We start from the raw sequence: 19,612 nt of genomic DNA, 5'->3' as shown, positions 1-19,612 counted from the left end.
GCTCAGATTCCCCCCGCGCTGATATTCTCCTGCGCCTGCTCGCGCACCGATTTGGTGCCTGTCAGATCCCGGATCAGGTTTTGCAGGGAGCGAAGAAACATCAGCGCAAAGGCTGCGAAGACCGTATAGAAAACAATGCCGCGCGGCAGGTCGACTGTGACCATCCGCTCGTCGCCGACAATCTCGAGATATCGCCACATCAGCCATGTGACATAGGCGAAGAAGCCAATGGCGATGACATCGACAGTGGTTTCGAATGCTCTGACAATCCTGCCCGGCAGGAAGCGGTAGAGTAGATCGACCTGGATATGGCGTACCATTCGCACGCACATCACCGAGCCAAGGAAAACGACGACGACGAGGCAGTTGGCGGCAATTTCCTCGGTCCAGGCGAAGCTGTCATTCAGCACATAGCGTGTGAAGAATTGCAAAAAGACGGCAAGCCCCATGCCCCAGAAGACCGTAAGCGTCACCCAGTCCTCGACCGCGTAAGGAGAAAGATCAACCGGTGCGGCTTCTTCCTCAAAGGCATGCGCCATCTCTTCCACGCTGATCGGCGCGTGCGAATGCTCCGTCATCGGATCGTCTCCGTTGATAAGGATTGCAGGAGGTTGCCCCGACGCACCGAATGCGCCGGGGCGAGGATCATCACTTGATCGCGCGGATGGCTTCCCAATCGGCCTTCTCGTAGCCGAAGTCTTCAAGCTTGACTTTCTCGACGACGTTCTTCTCGAAGTCTGCCTTGTCGATTTCGGTGACGGTGAGCCCCTTCGTCTTGAATTCATCAACGAGCGCCTTCTCGCGCGCTTCGATGGTCTTGGTCGTACGGGCTGCAGCTTCGAGCATGACGTCCGTGAAGATCTTCTTGTCCTCGTCGGAGAGGCTTGCCCAGCGGGTCTTGGAGATAACGGTGTTGAGGTGATCGACGATATGACCGGTCAGTACGATGTTCTTCTGGACTTCATAGAACTTCTTGGCCTCGATCGTCGTCAGGGGGTTTTCCTGAGCTTCGACGGTCCCGTTCTGAAGCGCCAGATAGACTTCCGCGAAAGCGATCGGCGTCGTGTTGGCGCCGCATGCACGTGGCATTGCCAGATAGGCCGGAACGTCCGGCACGCGCATCTTCAAACCTGCCATATCGGCGCATTTGGAGATCGGACGGTTCGAGGTGGTATGGCGCGTTCCGTAGTAGCTGACGGCCACGATATGGTTGCCGGTTTTTTCCTCATAGCCCTTTGTCAGCGTCTTGAAGACGTCGCTCTTCGTGTAGGCCAGAAGATGGCTGGGGTCACGGAAGATATAAGGATAATAGGTGACGCCGATTGGCTTGTAATCGCGCGCCGCGAAACTGGAACCGGAAATGATGATGTCCACGGTACCGAGCTTGAGGCCCTGGTTGATGTCGGCTTCCTTCCCGAGTTGGGACGCCGGATAGACCTCGATTTTGTAGCGGCCATCCGTTCGCTTGGCGATCTCCTCCGCGGCCCATACGGAATCCGTGTGGAACGGCTCGGAGGTCTCATAAACATGGGCCCACTTCAGCACGGTTTCTGCGTGAGCAGAGAGTGTTGAGGCAAGGCTGACCGCGGCTGCGCCCAACAGTGTTGTCAGTTTGAGTTTCATTCTTTCCTCCTAGGTGAAACTGAACTTTCTGGATGACCGCGCGCCCGGATGGCGAAACGATCAGTCTTCTCTGGTCGGCTCCTCCCCGAAGCTTTCCGAGAATCTCTTTTGCGCCAGCGTCAGATGACGCCGCATGGCCTCACGCGCCGCGGCAGGATCACCCGCTGCAATGGCGTCACGAATGGTACGATGCTCTTCAAGCGCCAACTTCCAGGTATGCGGACCTTCGAAATAGCTGGCGAGTTTCTTGAAGTAGGGTGACATCCGCGAATCGTAAATCAGCCCGGCGAAATGTTTCAGAGCCGAATTGCCGATGATGTCCGCGATAGCCGTGTGAAAATCCCGGTCGCAGATAAGCGCAGCCGAGGCATCATTCAGCGATCGCTCCATACGCTCCAGAATAGCATCGATACGCGCAATGCCTGCAGGCGTCACAAGACGCGCGGCTTCCTCCGCAATTCCGCTTTCGATCAGGCAGCGCGCCTGAAGGATCTCCAAAGGACCTTCGGTATCATCGTTCGGCAGGATATCGAGGGCTTGCCTTGGTCGGCTGCTGATGTAGACGCCGGACCCCATCCGGATCTGGATATGTCCTTCAACCTCAAGCACGATCAGAGCTTCGCGAACCGTCGGACGGGAGACAGCAAAACGCTCCGCAAGCTCTCGTTCGGCCGGAAGCCGTGAGCCCGGCTTCAACTCTCCCGTCTCGATAAGCACTCGTATCTGTTCCGCAACCTGCCGATAAAGCCGGCGCGGCTCCAAAGCCACGAACATCGAGTTCCTCCAGGCGCACCACTCCTCTGATGCACAACTGGTCAGATTGTCTGACCAATTTCTACTATGAGTTAATTCAGCTCTATGTCAAGGAGAAGGAAAAGATGAAATGCAAGATTAGCATCCGGTCTCCTCGCGAGGTTGGTTAAGCACGCAGCGGGGAAAGGCGACGCCGTAGCGCTTGCTGAGTTCTTCAAACGCTGTTGCCGTCACCGGGTCCAACGCCACGCCGTTCCGCTCGCGCTCCTCCGCGACCTTCCATTCCCTGTCACCGGGTGCCATCACCTGCCCGCTTTGGCGAGCCCGCGATGTCCACAACCGCTCCAGATAACGCCGCATGCCCAGATCGAACGTCTCCCGATCCACGAAGGCGTCGGGTTTTATGGCCAGGACAAAGGCACCCATCTCCCGAGGGGCAGCAAAATCCGGTCCTCCCATCGGAGCGATTTCGAAAGACAGGCGCATGCCTGTCATCACCGCGCTGAAAATTTCGGCGAGCCCGGCGAGCCCGGCACCCTTGAAGCCGAATTCAGCGCCAAGCGGCGCCAGCATCTCAACCAGATTGGCGTCGGTGGTATCATTCCCATCCTCGTCCGATGCAACGGCACTCGGAAGCGGATGTCCGAGGCTGCGATAAAGTAAAACGCGATTGAAGGGCACAGCACTCGTCGCCATGTCCAAGAGCCATGGATTGGCCTCAGTCGTCGGCACGGCAACCGAGATCGGATTGGTGCCGTGAAAACGCTCAGCCCCATCATGCAGCCGCACGAAACTGTCGGAATTGGCGAAGACAAGGCCTATAAAGCCTTGTCTTGCCGCCTCGATGGAATAAGCCCCGGCCGGGCCGAAGTGGGATGTGTTGCGGATGGCTACGGCGCCAAGCCCAAAGCGGCGCGCCAATTCGATGGCATTCTCCATCGCCGTGTAGGTCGCCAGCGCACCATGGGCATGATCCGCATCGAGTGTCCTTGCCGCCCCGAAGCTGTTCAGCATTTTGATGCTAGGGCGCCTGTTCACGCGACCGCCTTCCAGGGCCTCTATGTAATGTGGAAGAAGGCGGATTCCGTGACTGTCCACGCCATGGCGCGTGCCATGCATCATGGCGCGCGAAGCCGCGTCGGCCGTCGCACGGTCCGCGCCCGAGGCCGAAATCACCTCGCGCGAAAACCGTGCCAACTCCGTGAGAGGCAATCGAGTCGACGGGTCGGATTGCGGCATCGCGAAAGCTCCTCCCTCACACCTCTCTCGCAAAATGTATGATGCGTACACTAGACGTTTGATTGAGGATGTGCAATCCCTGATCACCTGACGTTTTCCAAAGACCTTGCCGCCATGCAGATCGCATCCAAGCCTCTTTCGTCAAAGCTCTACCGCCGCGCCTGCGATCTGCTGGCATTCGACATCTGTAGCGGTGCGTTGCCGGCAGCAACCCGCCTGACGGAAACGCGGGTTGCAGAACGCTTCGGCATCAGCAGGACCCCGGCACGCCAGGCCTTGGTCGAACTGGAGCGACTAGGCCTTCTGAAGAAGGCCGAAGGTCGAGGCTATGATGTTTTGCCCGCGACCCGCGAGATCGGTGGTCTTCAGGCTTCAGGCATCGATGACGGGCTTGAACTGCAGCTACGCTCGAGCTGGGAGGTAATCTATCCCGAAGTCGAGATAGAGGTCGTCTCACGCACCTCGCTTGCTGGCTGGCGTATCAACGAGGTGCTGCTGGCCCGCCACTACGGCGTCAGCCGCACCGTGGCGCGCGATGTGGTCGCACGCCTGCAGGAGCGGGGTATCGTCCATAAAGACGGCAGCGCCAGATGGTATGCACCAGCTTTGACTGAAAAACACATTAACGAACTCTATGAACTTCGGTGGGTGCTGGAGCCGCTCGCGCTTGAGAAGGCCGTGCCTCATCTACCTGAGGGGCTTCTTGCCGCCTTCCGAGCAAACATCGAGATGACGATGGCGTCGTCAGAGGTTCGAAGCGAACAGCTGGATCAGCTGGAGCAGGAATTGCACGTGGATCTGCTTGGGCGATGCGGGAACCAGGCACTGCTGCGGGCTGTCAGCCTGCCGCAGGCTCTCTTGGTTGCACACCATTTCCTCTACCGGCGCACCTCAGAACTTTTCGAGAGCGAACCGTTTCTGCCGGAACATCTCGAGATCGTCACTCTTCTTGAACGTCAGGACGTCGCCGGGGCCTGCGAGGCGCTGGTCCAACATTTAAAGGTATCGCGACACCGGGCGATGCTGCGCATTCGTGCCGTCGCCGAAACGATCGAACCGGCGGATTTACCCTATCTGGAGCGCCTGTAGCGGCGAAGCCGAGCTTATGTTTGGGCCAGCGGTCCGCCCATTTCAAAATAGTCCGCGTACGGGAGGAGGTCCCATCATGAAAATTTCAGCCGTCGAACCGTTTATCCTGCACCTACCGCTCACCTCGGATTCGATCTCCGATTCCACCCATAGCATTACGCACTGGGGAGTCGTGGGGACGAAAATCACCACGACAGACGGCCTGGTGGGCTACGGCTTTACCGGAACCCATGCCCACCTGCCGTCAGACCGCCTGATCACGGCGTGTATTCGCGATTGCTATGCGCCGCTATTGATGGGCGAGGACGCCTCCGACCATCAGCGTCTTTGGACGAAGCTTGCCCGTCATCCCGCCCTCCAGTGGGTCGGGCGCGCCGGTATCACGCATCTTGCGCTGGCGGCGGTGGATGTTGCGCTGTGGGATCTTTCCGCGAAGAAGGCAGGCGTCCCCCTCTGGTCACTCCTGGGTGGAGCACGAACCGAGAAGCTCGAAGCCTACAATACCGATATTGGCTGGCTCTCGTTCTCGACGAAAGCACTCATCGCGGGTTCTGCCCGTGCTGTCGAGCAAGACGGATTCACCCGCATCAAGATCAAGGTGGGCCACGACGATCCCAACATCGACATCGAGCGGCTGGAGGCGGTCCGCAAGCGCGTGGGTGGCGCAGTCCGGATTGCCATCGACGCCAACGGCAAATGGGATCTTCCCACCTGCCAGCGTTTCTGTGCACGGGCGCGCGACCTCGACATCTACTGGTTCGAGGAACCGATGTGGTACGACGACGTGGCAAGCCATGCAGCCCTCGCCCGGAACACCTCCATCCCTGTCGCACTCGGCGAGCAGCTCTATACCGTCGATGCCTTTAGAAGCTTTATCAGCGCTGGAGCGGTACACTATGTCCAGCCGGATGTGACGCGCCTGGGCGGCGTTACCGAATATATCCAGGTAGCGGATCTGGCTCTGGCGAACCGCCTACCTGTCGTCCCGCATGCCGGCGAAATGAGCCAGGTGCATGTTCACCTGAGCTACTGGCATCCAGCCTCGGCAATCCTCGAATACATTCCCTGGATCAAGGATCACTTCCACGAGCCGGCGAACGTGGAGAGCGGCATCTTCAGAAGACCACAACAGCCGGGGGCGAGCACGACCCCTCTCCCACAAGCCTTTGAGCGCTATGGCAAGTCTCTGGGATAAATCCGATAGCTGAGGGGCTGGATTTCAACAAGGAAATCCGGATCGCCGCCCATCGCTTAGGATGCAGCGTCTTGCGATCCGGATGATCTTTCAGACTGGGCTCACCGGAGAGGCACTGCCGCCACTCTGTTAACGCATGCCATCGGCTGCACGTTTCTCCTCTTCCTTCATGAAGGCGATGTCACCGACGACGCGCACACGCACGCGTCGTGCATCACCCGGCAGATAGGCGATCGGAATGTCTTCCGTGTCGAGCGTCACGATCGAGTTCGGATCCGCACCGGCCTCGACCGCACGCCGGCGAGCAATGCGGTCGGCCTCGGCGATCGCATTGTCGCGCGACATGTCGGAGAAGACCTGATCGACCTCGCCGGAAACTTGCGCCATTGCGGCACCCAACGCATTCGCCACGCCCGCATGTTCGACACGCAGCACCTCCCTCGCCCCCTTTAGCTTTTCGGGGATCAGGAACGCACCACCGCCGACGGCGATCAACTGCACGCCTTCGGCCGAGGTCTTCATCCGGTCGACGCCGTCCTCCACCATCGCCTCGATACGCTTCAGGAGGTCCGCGACCATCGCCTTGTCGAGATGCTTGACCCGATCCCTGTCGCCGATCTCGACGAGGCCGGCGGCAACCGCCACGTCCGTCGTGGTCAGCGTATCGCCGCCGAAGACCAGCGCCTTTTCTGTGATGCGATAGCCGACCGAACGCGGACCGATCTTGCGGGTTTCCGGATCGATGATGGTACCGCCGCCGAGCGCCATCGGCAAAAGGTCGGGCATGCGGAACAATGTGCGGACACCACCGACCTCGACGACATTGTTGGCTTCACGCGGAAAACCGCCGACAAGGCAGCCGATGTCGGAAGTCGTGCCGCCGACGTCGATGACCATCGCTTCCTTGAGGCCGGTCAGGAAGGCCGCGCCGCGCATGGAATTGGTAGGACCGGAAGCAAAGCTGTAGACCGGGTTGGCGGCCGCGACATCGGCCAGAACGACGGTACCGTCGTTCTGGGTCAGGTAAAAAGGAGCGTCGATGCCGGCACGCAGAAGCGCATCCTTGAAGGCGTCGATCGTCTTGCGCCCGAGGCCCTGAAGCGCGGCGTTCAGGAGCGTGACATTCTCGCGCTCCAGCAGACCGATGCGGCCGAGCGTGTGCGACAGCGTTATCCGCGCGCTCGGAATGACTGAGCGGATGATCTCGGCGGCTTCCAGCTCGCATTCGGCCGTCAGCGGCGAGAAGAGTGCGGTGATACCGATGGAATCTACGCCGGCATCGCGAATCTTCATAGCTGCATCGCGGATCTCATCACGGGCGAGCGGCACAAGCGGGCGGCCGTCATATTCATGGCCGCCATGCACCATGAAGGAGAGCGGATCGACCGCGTCCCGCAACTCGTCCGGCCAGTCGATCATCGGCGGCAGCGAGGCGCCCGCCGGCATCGCGATGCGGATCGCGGCGACCCGTTCCAGGCGGGCGCGCTCGACCACCGCATTGGTGAAATGCGTCGTGCCGATCATCACCGCATCGACCGGCGAAGCGCCCGGCGCCTGGGAGGAGACCACGTGGCCGATCGCATTGACCACGCCCTGCATTACGTCGGCGGTGGTTGGAAACTTGATGGCCGAAATTACCTTCTCGCCATCGATGAGCACGGCATCCGTATTCGTGCCGCCGACGTCAATTCCGATCCGCTTCATGCTGCAAACACCGATTTGAAATCAAGGTCATATCCGAAGGCGCGTGGGCCCACATGCTCCAGGCCCTTGGGGCTGGTCAGCACATCCGGCGCAGGCAACGCCACCACCGTCACGCGCTGGCCGTAACGTACCGTCTCCGTGCCGATTGCTTCGCCCGAAACCGTATCGAGCAGGCAGATCAGGTCCGGCGTCATGGCGATCGGCTGGCTGTCGCGGAAGGCCACCGCCCACTCGTTCTGGAAGGCAAGCTCGACCTTCGAGCCGCGGTCGCCGTCGAGACCTTCGATCATCGCCGAACCGCGCAGGAAGCCGCCGGTCGTGGTGCGATCCACGTCGGCGATCTTGCCCTTGAAGAGCACCTTGCCGCCCTCGTGGGAAAGCACGGCCTCGACCGGATCGGTATGGGCGGCACGGGCGTCGAGCACGGCACGGCCGAGGCTGACGGCCTTGGTCACCGTGTAAAGAACGCCCCACTCCTTGACTTCGCGGCCGGTGCGCGGTGCCTTGCAAGTGGCGGCGGTGGAACCGACTTCGGTGCAAATCTTGCGGGAGATGCGCTCCATCCACTTCCACGAAGCGGCCTTGGCGACGATCGCCTCGTTGTCGCGGCAATCGACCAGCGTCAGCGGGTACATCGGCAGGTCGCCGATCGCGAAGCTCGTCATCTGCGCTTCCGGATAGGCGCGGCCCATCGCATCGGCGTCGACCACCGGGATATCCAGCATGGCGGCGGCGAGGAATGGCGACAGCGCGTTGCCGCCGCCAATCTCGACGCTCATCACGGCGCGGAACTTGCGGCCGGTGTATTCCTCCATGAGTTGCATGGCGCGGGCAAGATGGGCGGGATCGACAAGGCGTTCCTGGCCGACCAGTGGCGCTCCCATCTTCGAGACAACCGCAACGGCATCGCCGTCATCGAGCGCCTTGGGATCGATGAGCTTGACGCGCTTACCGTCTTTGTAGAGTTTTTTCAGGTTCAGCTGGGCCAGATAGGGACTGCCGCCCCCGCCAGTTCCGAGAATCCAGGCGCCCACGGCAAGCGGGTCGATCTCACCCGCTTCGAAATCACGGATCATGTTTACCTCCGAAGAATGTGCTAGAACCTAGCCATGTGTGAGGAAGGATGCCTATAGGGGACTGCCCCTAGAATGAGCTTGCCTTGATTTTGTGCATGCCTAAAACCATCATGCCGAGACGATCGAAAGGACCGATTCCCTGCCCGTGACGAAGAGCTCATACAATCCGGCTTCGGCCTCACCGGAAGCAGCGGAAGCCCGTCATCGCGTCATGTTTTTGAGCGTCGGCCAGTCGCCGCGCACGGATATCATTGGCGACATGCTGGAAAACCTTGATATACCGATAGAAGCGCTGGAAATCGGCGCTCTGGACGGTCTTTCCGAGGCGGAAATCGATGATCTGAGAGTGCGTCCCGGCGAGACCAGCATCGTCACCCGGCTCGCTGACGGCAGCGACATCGTCATCTCCAAGCCGCGGATCGCTGAGCGCATGGCGAAGATCGCCGCCGCCTTCCAGCCCAACGAATTCGATCTGGTGGTGATCCTGTCGACCGGACTTTTTCGCGATTTCGAGAGCACCTGCCCGACGGTCAACGCCCAGCGCGCGATGGAATCGGCGGTCATTTCGCTCGCCGCGCACGGCTCCGCCGTCGGCCTCATTCAGCCGCTGCAGCAACAGATAGGCGAACTCGAAATCCCGGCGCTGGCGCCCTACAAGATCAGCGCCAGCTACGCCGCCGACGGCGACAAAAAGCTGCTGGCAAGTGCCCTTGTCGATCTTGCCGACGCGGAGATCATCGTCCTGAATTCCGTGAGTTTTACGGAAGCCGACCGCCAGATGGTCGCCAAGGCAAGCGGCAAGCCTGTGGTGCTCGCCCGCCGCATCGTCGCAAGCGCCATCCGCCTTTTGCTGCACGGCACCCATCCCGTCACGCTGCCCGGCGTTTCACCGGAATTTTCCGAAAAGCTCCTGCGGCTCACGCCGCGCGAACGTCAGGTCCTGTCGCTGGTTGCGGAAGGCCTGTCCAACAAGGCGATCGCCCGCCAGCTCGGCATCAGTCCGAAGACGGTCGAAATCCATCGCTCGAACGTGATGAGCAAGATGGAAGTCACCTCTTCCAACGCGCTCATCCGCATGGTGGTCGCCGCCGGCCATCCGTGACCGAAAAAGGCAGTCTGCGCAAGAAAATTGCGTTGAAAAGCCGATCTGCCTAAAAATTGGTCGCATTAAAGATGTCAGAATCATGTCGGACTAGGGGCATTACCCTATAGTGAAGGCGCGCTTCCGGGCGTTAGGCTCCCTGTCATCAAACATGCAGGGGAATTGACGACAGCATGCCATCCAAATCCAAGATTGCCTTTGTGACGATCGGCCAGACGCCCCGTGTGGATGTCGTTCCCGAGATGATGGCGGAGATTGCCGTCGGCCTGCCGGAAGGCTGTATCGAATTTCGCGAATTCGGCGTGCTGGACGGCATGAACGCGGAAGAGCTCGATGCCATGCGCGCCAGAGACGGTGAGCATTCCTTCGCAACGCGCTTGAAGAGCGGCGAAGAAATCGTTTCCTCCAAGGCACTTACCGAAGAAAAGCTGAATCTTCTCCTGAAGACGATCGATGGTGAAGGTTTCGACCTGATCGTCCTCCTGTGCACCGGCACGAAGATTGAGCCGCTCGAACATACACTGGTCGTCGAGGCGCAGCGCATCGTCGACTCGACAGTCGAGGCTCTGGCCGCCTCCGCCCGCAAGCTCGGGGTCATCGTACCGCTCGAACGGCAGGTGAAGGATTTTTCGGAACGGCATGTTTTCGAAGGGGCACCGCACATCGTCTCGGCGTCGCCCTATGCCGGCGACGATATCGCCGAACGCGCCAGGCAGCTCGAAGGCTGCGACCTCATCGTCATGCATTGCATGGGCTATTCCGCCGGCATGCTCGATGCAGTCCGCCGCGCCGTCGATGCCCCTGTTCTCCTGTCGCGCCGCGTCGTCGCGGGCGTTGTCCGTCAAATGATCTGAACAACCAACATACGAAGAAGAGAGGGAACGAATGTTCGGCAAAATCATCAGGAATATCGCAATTACGGGGCTGCTTGCCTCGTCGGTCCTCGTCTCACCGGCCGGTGCCTTCGAGCGCACCGATAAGGGGAACGTGATCGTATTCGGCGGCCGGCAGGCGATCCCGGTCCTCGATCCGCACATCCGTTATGACTGGTCAACGCGCATGATCCAGCAGGCTGTCTACGACGCGCTTCTGAAATATGAGGGGGATCCCGCCGAGTTGAAGCCGTGGCTTGCCGAAAAGTGGGAAACCAGCGCCGACGGAAAGACCTGGACCTTCCACCTTGCCAAGACCGCCAAATTCCACAACGGCGATCCGGTGACGGCAGAAGCCGTCCGCTACTCCTTCGAGCGCGGCCTGAAGCTCAACAAGGGCGTCGCCTGGATGCTCAAGGACTTTCTGGCGCCGGAAGGCATCAGCGTGGTCGACGATTATACCGTGAAGTTCGACCTCAAGGCTCCCTATGCACCTTTCCTCTCCTTCCTGCCCTGGTGGTACATCGTCAATCCTGCCGAGGTGAAGGCGCATGAGGTGGACGGCGACTACGGCCAGAAGTGGCTGACCGACCATGCGGCCGGCTCCGGCCCGTTCAAGCTCGGTCGCTGGGAGCCGAACGTCCTTTATGAAGTCGAATCCGTCGAGAACTACTGGAAGGGCTGGCCGCAGGGTGACGAGAACCGCCCGGCCGGCGTGATCTTCAAGATCATCCGCGAGCCCGCCGCCCAGAAGGCGGCACTGCAGCGCGGCGAAGCCGATATCGTCGAAGGGCTGACGCCGGATGATTACATGCAGATCAAGCGGGTACCCGGCATCGCCATCGAAGACCACAAGGGCATGACCACCTTCGGCATCAAATTCAACACGCAGAAGGGTCCGACCGCCGACATCAACCTGCGCAAGGCGATCGCCTATGCGCTCGACTACGACGCGCTGATCCAGGTCTATAACGGCGCCGCAACGCTGGAGACCAGCCCCCTCCCGGACGCCATGAAAGGCCATATTCCGGTTCCCGGCATGCCGCGCAAGGATCTCGCCAAGGCCAAGGAATATCTTGCCAAGTCCGGTTATCCGAATGGCGGCCTCACCTTGCCTTATGTGCATGTCGCCGGCCTCGAAGAAGCCCGCCGCATCGGCCTCGTGCTGCTCGACAGCCTGAAGCCGCTCAACATCAATGTCGAGATCAAGCCGGAGCAGTGGCCGAACATGGTCGCCAACGGCTCGAAGGTCGAGACCTCGCCGGCCATGACCTCGGTCTACACGACGCCGGTCTCCACCGATCCGGACGCCGTCGCATACCAGTACCACAAGGCGAGCTGGGGCCAGTATTACGCGATGATGTTCTACGACAATCCGAAGGTTTCGGAGATGATCGACAAGGCACGCGGCTCGACCAACTGGGATGAGCGCGCCAAGCTCTACGCCGACATTCAGACGCAGATCGTCGCCGACCAGCCGGAAGTCTTCGGCATGCTGCAGAACCGCCGCTGGGCCCGCCGTGACTACCTGCAGGGCTTCCAGTTCAGCCCGGTCCGCTTCACGGGTGAAGTTGACCTCTATCCTCTGTGGGTGAAGGCCGAATAACCGCTGGCTGTTCCCCCACCTTGCAGCCAGAATGGTGCACATGGCCCGGCTCCCCAGTTTCGGGCCATGCGCAGTTATAATTGAATGGAGAAGACGATGCTGATATTCGCCTTCCGCAAATTGCTGACGCTGATCGGCACGATGATCGGCATTGCCGCGCTGACGTTCCTTATTACCAATGTCGCGCCGGGCGATCCCGCTCGTCTGGTGGCCGGCCCGAACGCCACCGAGGACATGGTGGCGACGATCCGCAGCGAATATGGTCTCGACAAGTCGCTGCCCGAACAGTTCATCGTCTATATGGGCGACCTCGTGCGCGGCGATCTCGGCCAGTCCATCGTCACCACCCGTCCGGTCTTGGAAGAGGTGCTGCGCTATGCACCGGCGACGCTTGAACTCGTCTTCGTCGCCATGGCGCTCGGTATCGTCGTCGGCGTACCGCTTGGCATGCTGTCGGCCGTCTACAAGGACGGGCCGCTCGACCACGTGACGCGCATCTTCTCGATCTCCGGCGTCGCACTTCCGGCCTTCTGGTTCGGAATCATCCTGCAGCTGATGTTCGCGGTCGATCTCGGCTGGCTGCCGGTCTCGGGCCGCCTGCCGCTCGTCACCCGACCGCCGGAAGCCTACACCGGCCTGCTCCTTGTCGACAGCCTGATCTCCGGCCGCTTCTCGACCTTCTGGACCTCGCTGCAGCACATCATCCTGCCGGCCGTCGTACTCTCCTTCCCTTGTCTTGCCTCCATCCTGCGCGTCAATCGCGCCGAGATGATCGAGGTACTGCAGTCCGATTATATCGTCGCGGCACGCGCCCACGGCATCGCCTCCTTCCGCATCGTCGGGCTCTACGCGCTGAAGAACGCCATGCTGCCGACGCTTGCGATGATCGGGCTGCGCTTCGGCTGGATGCTCGGTTCGACCGTACTGGTCGAAACCGTCTTTGACTGGCCGGGCATCGGTCTTTATGCCGTGTCTTCAGCCCTTTCCTCCGACTTCAAGCCCGTTATCGGCGTGACGCTGATGATCGGCTTCTTCTTCATCGTCGCCAACACCCTTGTCGATCTCGCCTATGCCTGGATCGATCCCCGTCTCAGGAGCGCGTGATGACGACCCAGATGACCACGCCGGTCTCCGCCCCGGTCAACGATCCGGCGGCGCTTCCCCGCCCGCTGACCTTCCGCGAACGGCATGAAAGTCAGATCCGCCAGTGGCGACTCTATGCCCACATGTTCCGCAAGAGCTTCTCCTCCATGCTCGGCCTGACGCTGGTCGTGATCTTTCTGCTGCTCGCGGCTTTCGGCCCCGTGCTCGCGCCTTTTCCGGAAGCGGCAAGCGGTGCAATCGACATGTCCAACAAGCTGATGCCGCCTGGCGGCGCCAACTGGTTCGGCACCGACGAAATGGGCGCGGACATTTTCTCGCGCGTCATCATGGGCGCCCGCACCTCGCTCTGGATAGGCCTCATCATCACCGGCATCGGCGCATTGATCGGCGTGCCGCTTGGCATCATCGCCGGTTATAACGGCGGCTGGGTGCGCGCGATCATCATGCGCATCACGGAACTTTTCCTGGCCGTACCGGGCCTAGCGCTGGCGCTGGCGATCGTCGCGGCGCTTGGCCCCGGCATTACCAATTGCGTGCTGGCGCTCTCGCTCGTCTGGTGGCCGGGCTATGTGAGACTGGTCGAGGCGAAAACGCTCTCCGTCAAGGAGGAGCTTTTTGTGGAGTCGGCCCGTTCGATCGGCGCCAGGACGCCGTGGATCCTCTGGCATCACATCCTGCCCAACTGCCTCTCGCCGATCATCGTCAAGATGAGCATGGACATGGGCATGGCGATCCTATCCGCCGCCAGCCTCGGCTTCATCGGTCTGGGGGCCCAGCCGCCGGCGCCGGAATGGGGCGCGATGATCTCGGTCGCCCGCACCTATATGCCGGACTGGTGGTGGTATTCGCTCTTTCCCGGTGCGGCCATTTTCCTCACCGTGCTCGGCTTCAACCTGTTGGGCGACGGCCTGCGTGATATCCTCGATCCCCGGAGCCGCGACCGATGACCGGACCTCTTCTCAACATCAAGAACTACCGGCTCGACATCGGCACATTCGATGGTCCGGTGCATGTGCTCAAAGACATCAACCTCACCGTCAATCGCGGCGACACGCTCGGCATCGTAGGCGAAAGCGGCTCTGGCAAGACTGTGCTGGTGCGCTCCGTGCTCGGCATCGGCCCGAAGAATTCCAAAGTCATCGAAGGCAGCATCACGTTTGATGGTCAGGACATCACCGCGCTTTCGGAACGGGACTGGACGAAGATCCGCGGTATCCGCATTTCGATGATCTTCCAGGATCCGATGACCTATCTCAACCCGCTCTTCACGGTCGGACGGCAGATTTCCGACGTCATCGCCGCGCATGAGAAGGCTGGCGGCCAAGGCGTTTCCTCCAAGGCGGCACGCCGCGTCCGAACCGAAGAACTGCTAGACCAGGTCGGCCTGCCGAACCCGGCCATGCTGTTTTCCCAATATCCGCACCAGCTTTCCGGCGGCATGCGTCAACGCGTTCTGATCGCCATGGCGCTCGCCGGCAAGCCGGACCTGCTGATCGCCGACGAACCGACAACCGCCCTCGATGTGACCGTCCAGGCACAGGTGCTCGATCTCATCAACTCACTGGTCGAGAAGCTGAACCTCACCGTCATCATGATCAGTCACGATATCGGCGCGATCGCAACGATCGCGAAACGCTGCGCAGTCATGTACAAGGGTGAGATCGTCGAACAGGGCCTGACGGCCGACATCCTCAGCCGTCCGCAGCACGAATATACCCAGCGCCTGCTCGCCGCCGTTCCGGATATCGACGCCGCAGCCGCGAAGGTTGCCGCCGAATCATCGCCGGCCAACCCCGCCAAGCCCGGCGCGCTCCTTCAGGCGATCGATTTGAAGAAGATTTACCGCAGCCAGTCCGGCACGGAATTCGCGGCCGTCGATGGCATCAGCCTTTCCGTGAAGACGGGCGAAATCTTCGGTGTCGTGGGCGAATCGGGTTCCGGCAAATCGACGCTGGCACGCATGCTGCTCCGCCTCATCGAACCGACATCAGGTGACATCATCTTCGACGGGCAGAGTATTTCGGGCCTGACCGGCGAACCGCTCAGGCAGATGCGCCGGCACATGCAGTTCGTCTTCCAGAACCCGCATTCCGCGCTCAACGGTCGCCACACGATCGGCGATGCGATCGGTGAGCCGCTTCACATCCAGACCGGCATGAGCCGTCGCGACATCGAAGCCCGCACCGAGGCGCTGCTCGACATCGTGCAACTGCCGAAGATGTTCAAATATCGTTATCCGCATGAGCTTTCCGGTGGCCAGAAACAGCGCGTCTGCATCGCCCGCGCGATTGCACTCAATCCGCGCCTTCTGATCCTCGATGAACCGACTTCGGCACTCGACATCTCGGTACAGGCGCAGGTGCTGGATTTCCTGCAACAACTCCGCGCGGAGCTTAACCTGACCTACGTCTTCATCTCGCACAATCTTGCAGTCATCCGCCAGATCTGCGACCGGACGATCGTCATGAAGCGCGGCGAGATCGTCGAACAGGGTGACACGGAACAGATATTCCTGTCGCCCCGTCAGGACTACACAAAGGCGCTCATCGAAAGCGGCAGAAAGACCTCTCGGGCAGCAAGCCTGGGGCCTAGAGCCGATCGCATCCGTTAATAGGTTGATTGAACTATCGCCGGAATGCCAGCAGCCGGCCCGTCTGGTCCGGCTGCATCACGGATTTCTGAGACACGCTTGCCGGGAAAGTCACCACATTGGTCATATCCGGCCCGGCCCCGGCGCGGGCGGATAGCAGCGCATAAAGTTCCGGCACGAGTCCATCGCCATTTTGTTCGGCAAGCTTGTGCAGGCCGATGAAAAGGCTCATGTCACGACGTTCTTCGTTCATCATTGCGTTCCTTCATGGTCTGGAGCGCCCGTTCCAGACTGGATTTCGAGCCGTTGCGCAGCGGAACGAAGGTGACGCCGAACTTCTTGCAGCCGGTCTTCACCCTCAGACATGCGTCGTGGCTAATACAGTCGATGGGGCAGAAAACGCAGTCGACCGACGGCAACACGGTATCGATGCGCGAAACAGCTTCGCGTAGGCCGCCGTCATGATGGATCAGCTCCGCGCCATGCTTGCTGGCGATTTCGCGCAGATGCGCAACCTGACAGTCGCGCCCGCCGACATAGAGAAAGCTGCGGACATCGATCGCGCTACTGCCGGCCGCTGACGATGCCGCCTTGCCGGCCTCTTCCGCGCCGCTATTGCCGTTCTTCCGCTTCTGTTTCTTCGCCATGACGCTCCCCGTTTGGCAGCCGAATCTGTGGGACAGGCCCTCTCGATGGAGAGCACCATATTAAACTTGATTTTCATAGTAAAGATTAAAGTCGACTCTTTTCATCAGGATATATCCGGCCGCCTGACAGGTTGGCTACGACAAAAATTTACCGTTTGATAAATTTTTGGGCTGTGATACGCTTTGATCAATAGTTGTCCATGAATCCATAAAAGAGGGAACCAAGATGGATCGACTGGGAAACGGTATTGGGGCCGGCCGCCTCACGCCGGCGGAATATGAGTCCAATTTCGCCGACCTGCACCCACGTTTTGACCGGCATGAAGCGCTGGTCGCTTCCGACCGCTGTTATTTCTGTTACGACGCGCCGTGCATGACGGCCTGTCCCACGTCGATCGATATCCCGATGTTCATCCGGCAGATATCGACGGGCAATCCGCTGGGCTCGGCCAAGACGATCTTCGATCAGAATATTCTGGGCGGCATGTGTGCCCGCGTCTGTCCCACCGAAACGCTCTGCGAAGAAGCCTGTGTGCGCAACACTGCGGAAGATAAGCCTGTCGAGATCGGCAGATTGCAGCGATATGCGACCGACATCGCAATGGAGACGGGCAAGCAGTTCTATGCCCGCAAGGCGCCGACCGGAAAGACGGTCGCGATCGTCGGGGCAGGCCCCGCCGGTCTTGCCGCGGCCCATCGGCTTGCCATGCATGGCCATTCCGTCGTGATCCTCGAAGCGCGCGAAAAGGCGGGCGGCCTCAACGAATACGGCATCGCCACCTACAAGGCCGTCGACGACTTCGCGAGCCGCGAGGTGGATTACGTGACCGCAATCGGCGGTATCGAAATCAGAAACGGCCAGATGCTCGGCCGCGATTTCTCGCTTGCCGACCTGACCTCCAAATATGACGCGGTTTTCCTCGGCATGGGGCTTGCCGGCGTCAACGGCCTCGGCATCGAGGGCGAGAGCCTTTCCGGCGTCGAGGACGCGGTGGATTTCATCGCGACGCTGCGTCAGGCGAAGGACAAGGCGGAGATCCCGATCGGACGGCGCGTCGTCGTGCTTGGCGGCGGCATGACCGCGATCGACGCCGCGATCCAATCCAAGCTGCTTGGGGCGGAGGAAGTGACGATCTGCTACCGCCGCGGCAAGGAGAACATGAACGCCTCGACCTATGAGCAGGATCTCGCAACCGCCAACGGCGTCATCATCCGCCACTGGCTGGCGCCGAAGACGATCCTCGGCAAGGACGGCAAGGTGGCCGGCATCGAGGTGGAATATACCGCGATCCGCGACGGCAAGCTCGTCGGCACGGGAGAAACCGGCGTCATCGCCGCCGACCAGATCTTCAAGGCGATCGGCCAGACATTCGCGGCGTCCGGCCTCGGAGCGCTGACGATGGACAAAGGCAAGATCGCCGTCGATGCCGAAGGCCGCACCTCGATCGAGGGTGTATGGGCCGGCGGCGACTGTATCGGGCTCGGCGAGGACCTGACCGTCTCGGCCGTCGCTCAAGGACGCGATGCCGCTGAATCCATCAACCGCATGCTTGCTGCGGGTGCGCAGCCTGCCGTTGCCGTCGCCTAAGAGGAGAACGAACCATGGCTGATCTCCGCAACAATTTCGTCGGCATCAAGTCCCCGAACCCCTTCTGGCTTGCCTCCGCACCGCCGACCGACAAGGCCTATAACGTCGAGCGCGCCTTCAAGGCGGGCTGGGGCGGCGTCGTCTGGAAGACGCTGGGCGAAGAAGGCCCTCCGGTCGTCAATGTCAACGGCCCGCGCTACGGCGCGATCTGGGGTGCCGACCGCCGCCTGCTCGGCCTGAACAATATCGAGCTCATCACCGACCGCGACCTCTACACCAACCTTCGCGAGATGAAGCAGGTGAAGATGAACTGGCCGGACCGGGCGCTGGTGGCCTCTATCATGGTCCCCTGCGAGGAAAACGCCTGGAAGGCGATCCTGCCGCTCGTCGAGGAGACCGGCGCCGACGGCATCGAGCTCAATTTCGGCTGTCCCCACGGCATGTCCGAGCGCGGCATGGGCTCGGCGGTCGGCCAGGTGCCGGAATATATCGAGATGGTGGTGCGCTGGTGCAAGCAGTACACCCGCATGCCGGTCATCACCAAGCTCACTCCGAACATCACCGACATCCGCAAGCCCGCTCGCGCGGCGAAGGCGGGCGGCACCGATGCCGTGTCGCTGATCAACACGATCAATTCGATCGTCTCCGTCGACCTCGACAACTTCGCCCCCAATCCGACGGTCGGCGGCAAGGGCTCGCATGGCGGCTATTGCGGCCCGGCGGTGAAACCGATCGCGCTCAACATGGTGGCCGAGATCGCCCGTGATCCGGAAACCTACGGTCTGCCGATCTCCGGCATCGGCGGCATCACCACCTGGCGGGATGCGGCGGAATTTTTGGCGCTCGGGGCCGGTAACGTGCAGGTCTGTACTGCTGCCATGACCTACGGCTTCAAGATTGTCCAGGAGATGATTACCGGCCTTTCCGACTGGATGGACGCGAAGGGCCACAGGAGCCTCGACGACATCATCGGCCGCGCCGTTCCAAACGTCAGCGACTGGCAGTATCTCAACCTCAACTACATCGCCAAGGCACATATCGACCAGGACGCCTGCATCAAATGCGGCCGCTGTCACATCGCCTGCGAGGATACCTCGCACCAGGCGATCACCAATATGATCGACGGCGTCCGCCACTTCGAGGTGATGGAAGAGGAATGCGTCGGCTGCAATCTCTGCGTCAACGTCTGTCCGGTCGAGAACTGCATCACCATGGTCGGGCTTGAACCCGGCGAGCTCGACAAACGCACCGGCAAAGTGGTCGATCCGAACTACGCCAACTGGACGACGCATCCGAACAACCCGATGGCAAGGCAGGCAGCGGAGTAGCTGAACCGTGATGTCTCGGTCAGCGCGGCCGAGGCATTTCCTACCGCCCTTTCCGGATCAGCAATGGATGGTTACAGCTTAACCATCCGTCGGAGC

The 19,612-nt window shown here is 60.8% G+C and carries 18 protein-coding genes; 10 read left to right on the top strand and 8 right to left on the bottom strand.

Features of this window, described 5'->3' with window-relative positions; genetic code table 11:
• Positions 1–2: 2 nt before the first annotated feature.
• The 4 genes from J2046_RS23080 to J2046_RS23065 form a co-directional block, all read right to left on the bottom strand.
• Positions 3–578, bottom strand: coding sequence for a TRAP transporter small permease (locus J2046_RS23080; protein WP_210055883.1), 576 nt, complete (start codon positions 576–578; stop codon positions 3–5).
• Between the two features lie 70 nt (positions 579–648).
• Positions 649–1,623 carry a sialic acid TRAP transporter substrate-binding protein SiaP gene (locus J2046_RS23075; RefSeq protein WP_210055882.1) on the bottom strand — a complete coding sequence of 325 codons (975 nt, stop codon included), beginning with the start codon at positions 1,621–1,623 and terminating at the stop codon, positions 649–651.
• Between the two features lie 60 nt (positions 1,624–1,683).
• Positions 1,684–2,397: a FadR/GntR family transcriptional regulator gene (locus J2046_RS23070; protein WP_210055881.1), complete on the bottom strand. Its 714-nt coding sequence runs from the start codon at positions 2,395–2,397 to the stop codon at positions 1,684–1,686.
• 117 nt (positions 2,398–2,514) lie between these two features.
• On the bottom strand, positions 2,515–3,615 hold the full coding sequence (locus J2046_RS23065) for an Ldh family oxidoreductase (protein ID WP_210055880.1): 1,101 nt from the start codon (positions 3,613–3,615) through the stop codon (positions 2,515–2,517).
• 114 nt (positions 3,616–3,729) lie between these two features.
• Between J2046_RS23065 and J2046_RS23060 the strand changes: the two genes are divergently transcribed.
• Together J2046_RS23060 and J2046_RS23055 are read left to right on the top strand one after the other, a co-directional pair.
• Positions 3,730–4,704 (top strand): GntR family transcriptional regulator, encoded by a 975-nt coding sequence (locus J2046_RS23060; protein ID WP_210055879.1) that lies wholly within the window; start codon positions 3,730–3,732, stop codon positions 4,702–4,704.
• Between the two features lie 76 nt (positions 4,705–4,780).
• Positions 4,781–5,899, top strand: coding sequence for a mandelate racemase/muconate lactonizing enzyme family protein (locus J2046_RS23055; protein ID WP_210055878.1), 1,119 nt, complete (start codon positions 4,781–4,783; stop codon positions 5,897–5,899).
• A 129-nt stretch (positions 5,900–6,028) separates the two neighbouring features.
• Here the strand turns inward: J2046_RS23055 and J2046_RS23050 are convergent, their stop codons facing one another.
• The gene (locus J2046_RS23050; protein ID WP_210055876.1) at positions 6,029–7,603 is read right to left on the bottom strand and encodes a hydantoinase/oxoprolinase N-terminal domain-containing protein; all 1,575 of its coding nucleotides are present in this window, start codon (positions 7,601–7,603) and stop codon (positions 6,029–6,031) included.
• Positions 7,600–8,679 (bottom strand): DUF917 domain-containing protein, encoded by a 1,080-nt coding sequence (locus J2046_RS23045; protein ID WP_210055874.1) that lies wholly within the window; start codon positions 8,677–8,679, stop codon positions 7,600–7,602. Before J2046_RS23045 ends, J2046_RS23050 begins: the two co-directional genes overlap by 4 nt.
• 145 nt (positions 8,680–8,824) lie before the next feature.
• Here J2046_RS23045 and J2046_RS33935 point away from each other — a divergent pair, with 145 nt between their 5' ends.
• The 6 genes from J2046_RS33935 (at position 8,825) to J2046_RS23015 (ending at position 15,974) form a co-directional block, all read left to right on the top strand.
• A complete protein-coding gene (locus tag J2046_RS33935; RefSeq protein ID WP_325169776.1) occupies positions 8,825–9,781 on the top strand; it encodes an AroM family protein in 957 nt (318 codons plus the stop codon).
• 173 nt (positions 9,782–9,954) lie between these two features.
• Entirely contained in the window at positions 9,955–10,635 is a 681-nt protein-coding gene (locus J2046_RS23035; RefSeq protein ID WP_210055872.1) for an AroM family protein, read from the top strand.
• Between the two features lie 31 nt (positions 10,636–10,666).
• On the top strand, positions 10,667–12,259 hold the full coding sequence (locus J2046_RS23030) for an ABC transporter substrate-binding protein (RefSeq protein WP_210055870.1): 1,593 nt from the start codon (positions 10,667–10,669) through the stop codon (positions 12,257–12,259).
• 96 nt (positions 12,260–12,355) lie between these two features.
• Positions 12,356–13,363, top strand: coding sequence for an ABC transporter permease (locus tag J2046_RS23025; protein ID WP_210055868.1), 1,008 nt, complete (start codon positions 12,356–12,358; stop codon positions 13,361–13,363).
• Complete coding sequence (locus tag J2046_RS23020; protein ID WP_233470217.1) at positions 13,363–14,310, top strand: ABC transporter permease; 948 nt, start codon at positions 13,363–13,365, stop codon at positions 14,308–14,310. The genes J2046_RS23025 and J2046_RS23020 overlap by 1 nt, the downstream gene beginning before the upstream one ends.
• The gene (locus tag J2046_RS23015) at positions 14,307–15,974 is read left to right on the top strand and encodes an ABC transporter ATP-binding protein (RefSeq protein WP_210055867.1); all 1,668 of its coding nucleotides are present in this window, start codon (positions 14,307–14,309) and stop codon (positions 15,972–15,974) included. The genes J2046_RS23020 and J2046_RS23015 overlap by 4 nt, the downstream gene beginning before the upstream one ends.
• Positions 15,975–15,987: 13 nt before the next feature.
• Here the strand turns inward: J2046_RS23015 and J2046_RS23010 are convergent, their stop codons facing one another.
• The gene (locus J2046_RS23010; RefSeq protein ID WP_210055947.1) at positions 15,988–16,206 is read right to left on the bottom strand and encodes a hypothetical protein; all 219 of its coding nucleotides are present in this window, start codon (positions 16,204–16,206) and stop codon (positions 15,988–15,990) included.
• On the bottom strand, positions 16,187–16,600 hold the full coding sequence (locus tag J2046_RS23005) for a DUF2325 domain-containing protein (protein WP_210055865.1): 414 nt from the start codon (positions 16,598–16,600) through the stop codon (positions 16,187–16,189). Before J2046_RS23005 ends, J2046_RS23010 begins: the two co-directional genes overlap by 20 nt.
• A gap of 226 nt (positions 16,601–16,826) precedes the next feature.
• Between J2046_RS23005 and J2046_RS23000 the strand changes: the two genes are divergently transcribed.
• Positions 16,827–18,188 (top strand): NAD(P)-dependent oxidoreductase, encoded by a 1,362-nt coding sequence (locus tag J2046_RS23000; protein WP_210055863.1) that lies wholly within the window; start codon positions 16,827–16,829, stop codon positions 18,186–18,188.
• 14 nt (positions 18,189–18,202) lie between these two features.
• A complete protein-coding gene (gene preA, locus J2046_RS22995; protein WP_210055861.1) occupies positions 18,203–19,516 on the top strand; it encodes an NAD-dependent dihydropyrimidine dehydrogenase subunit PreA in 1,314 nt (437 codons plus the stop codon).
• Positions 19,517–19,612 lie beyond the last annotated feature (96 nt).

The sequence above is a fragment of the Neorhizobium petrolearium genome (assembly GCF_017873175.1).
In the GTDB taxonomy this organism is placed as follows: domain Bacteria; phylum Pseudomonadota; class Alphaproteobacteria; order Rhizobiales; family Rhizobiaceae; genus Neorhizobium; species Neorhizobium petrolearium.
This window is presented reverse-complemented; position numbering and strand designations above follow the sequence as displayed.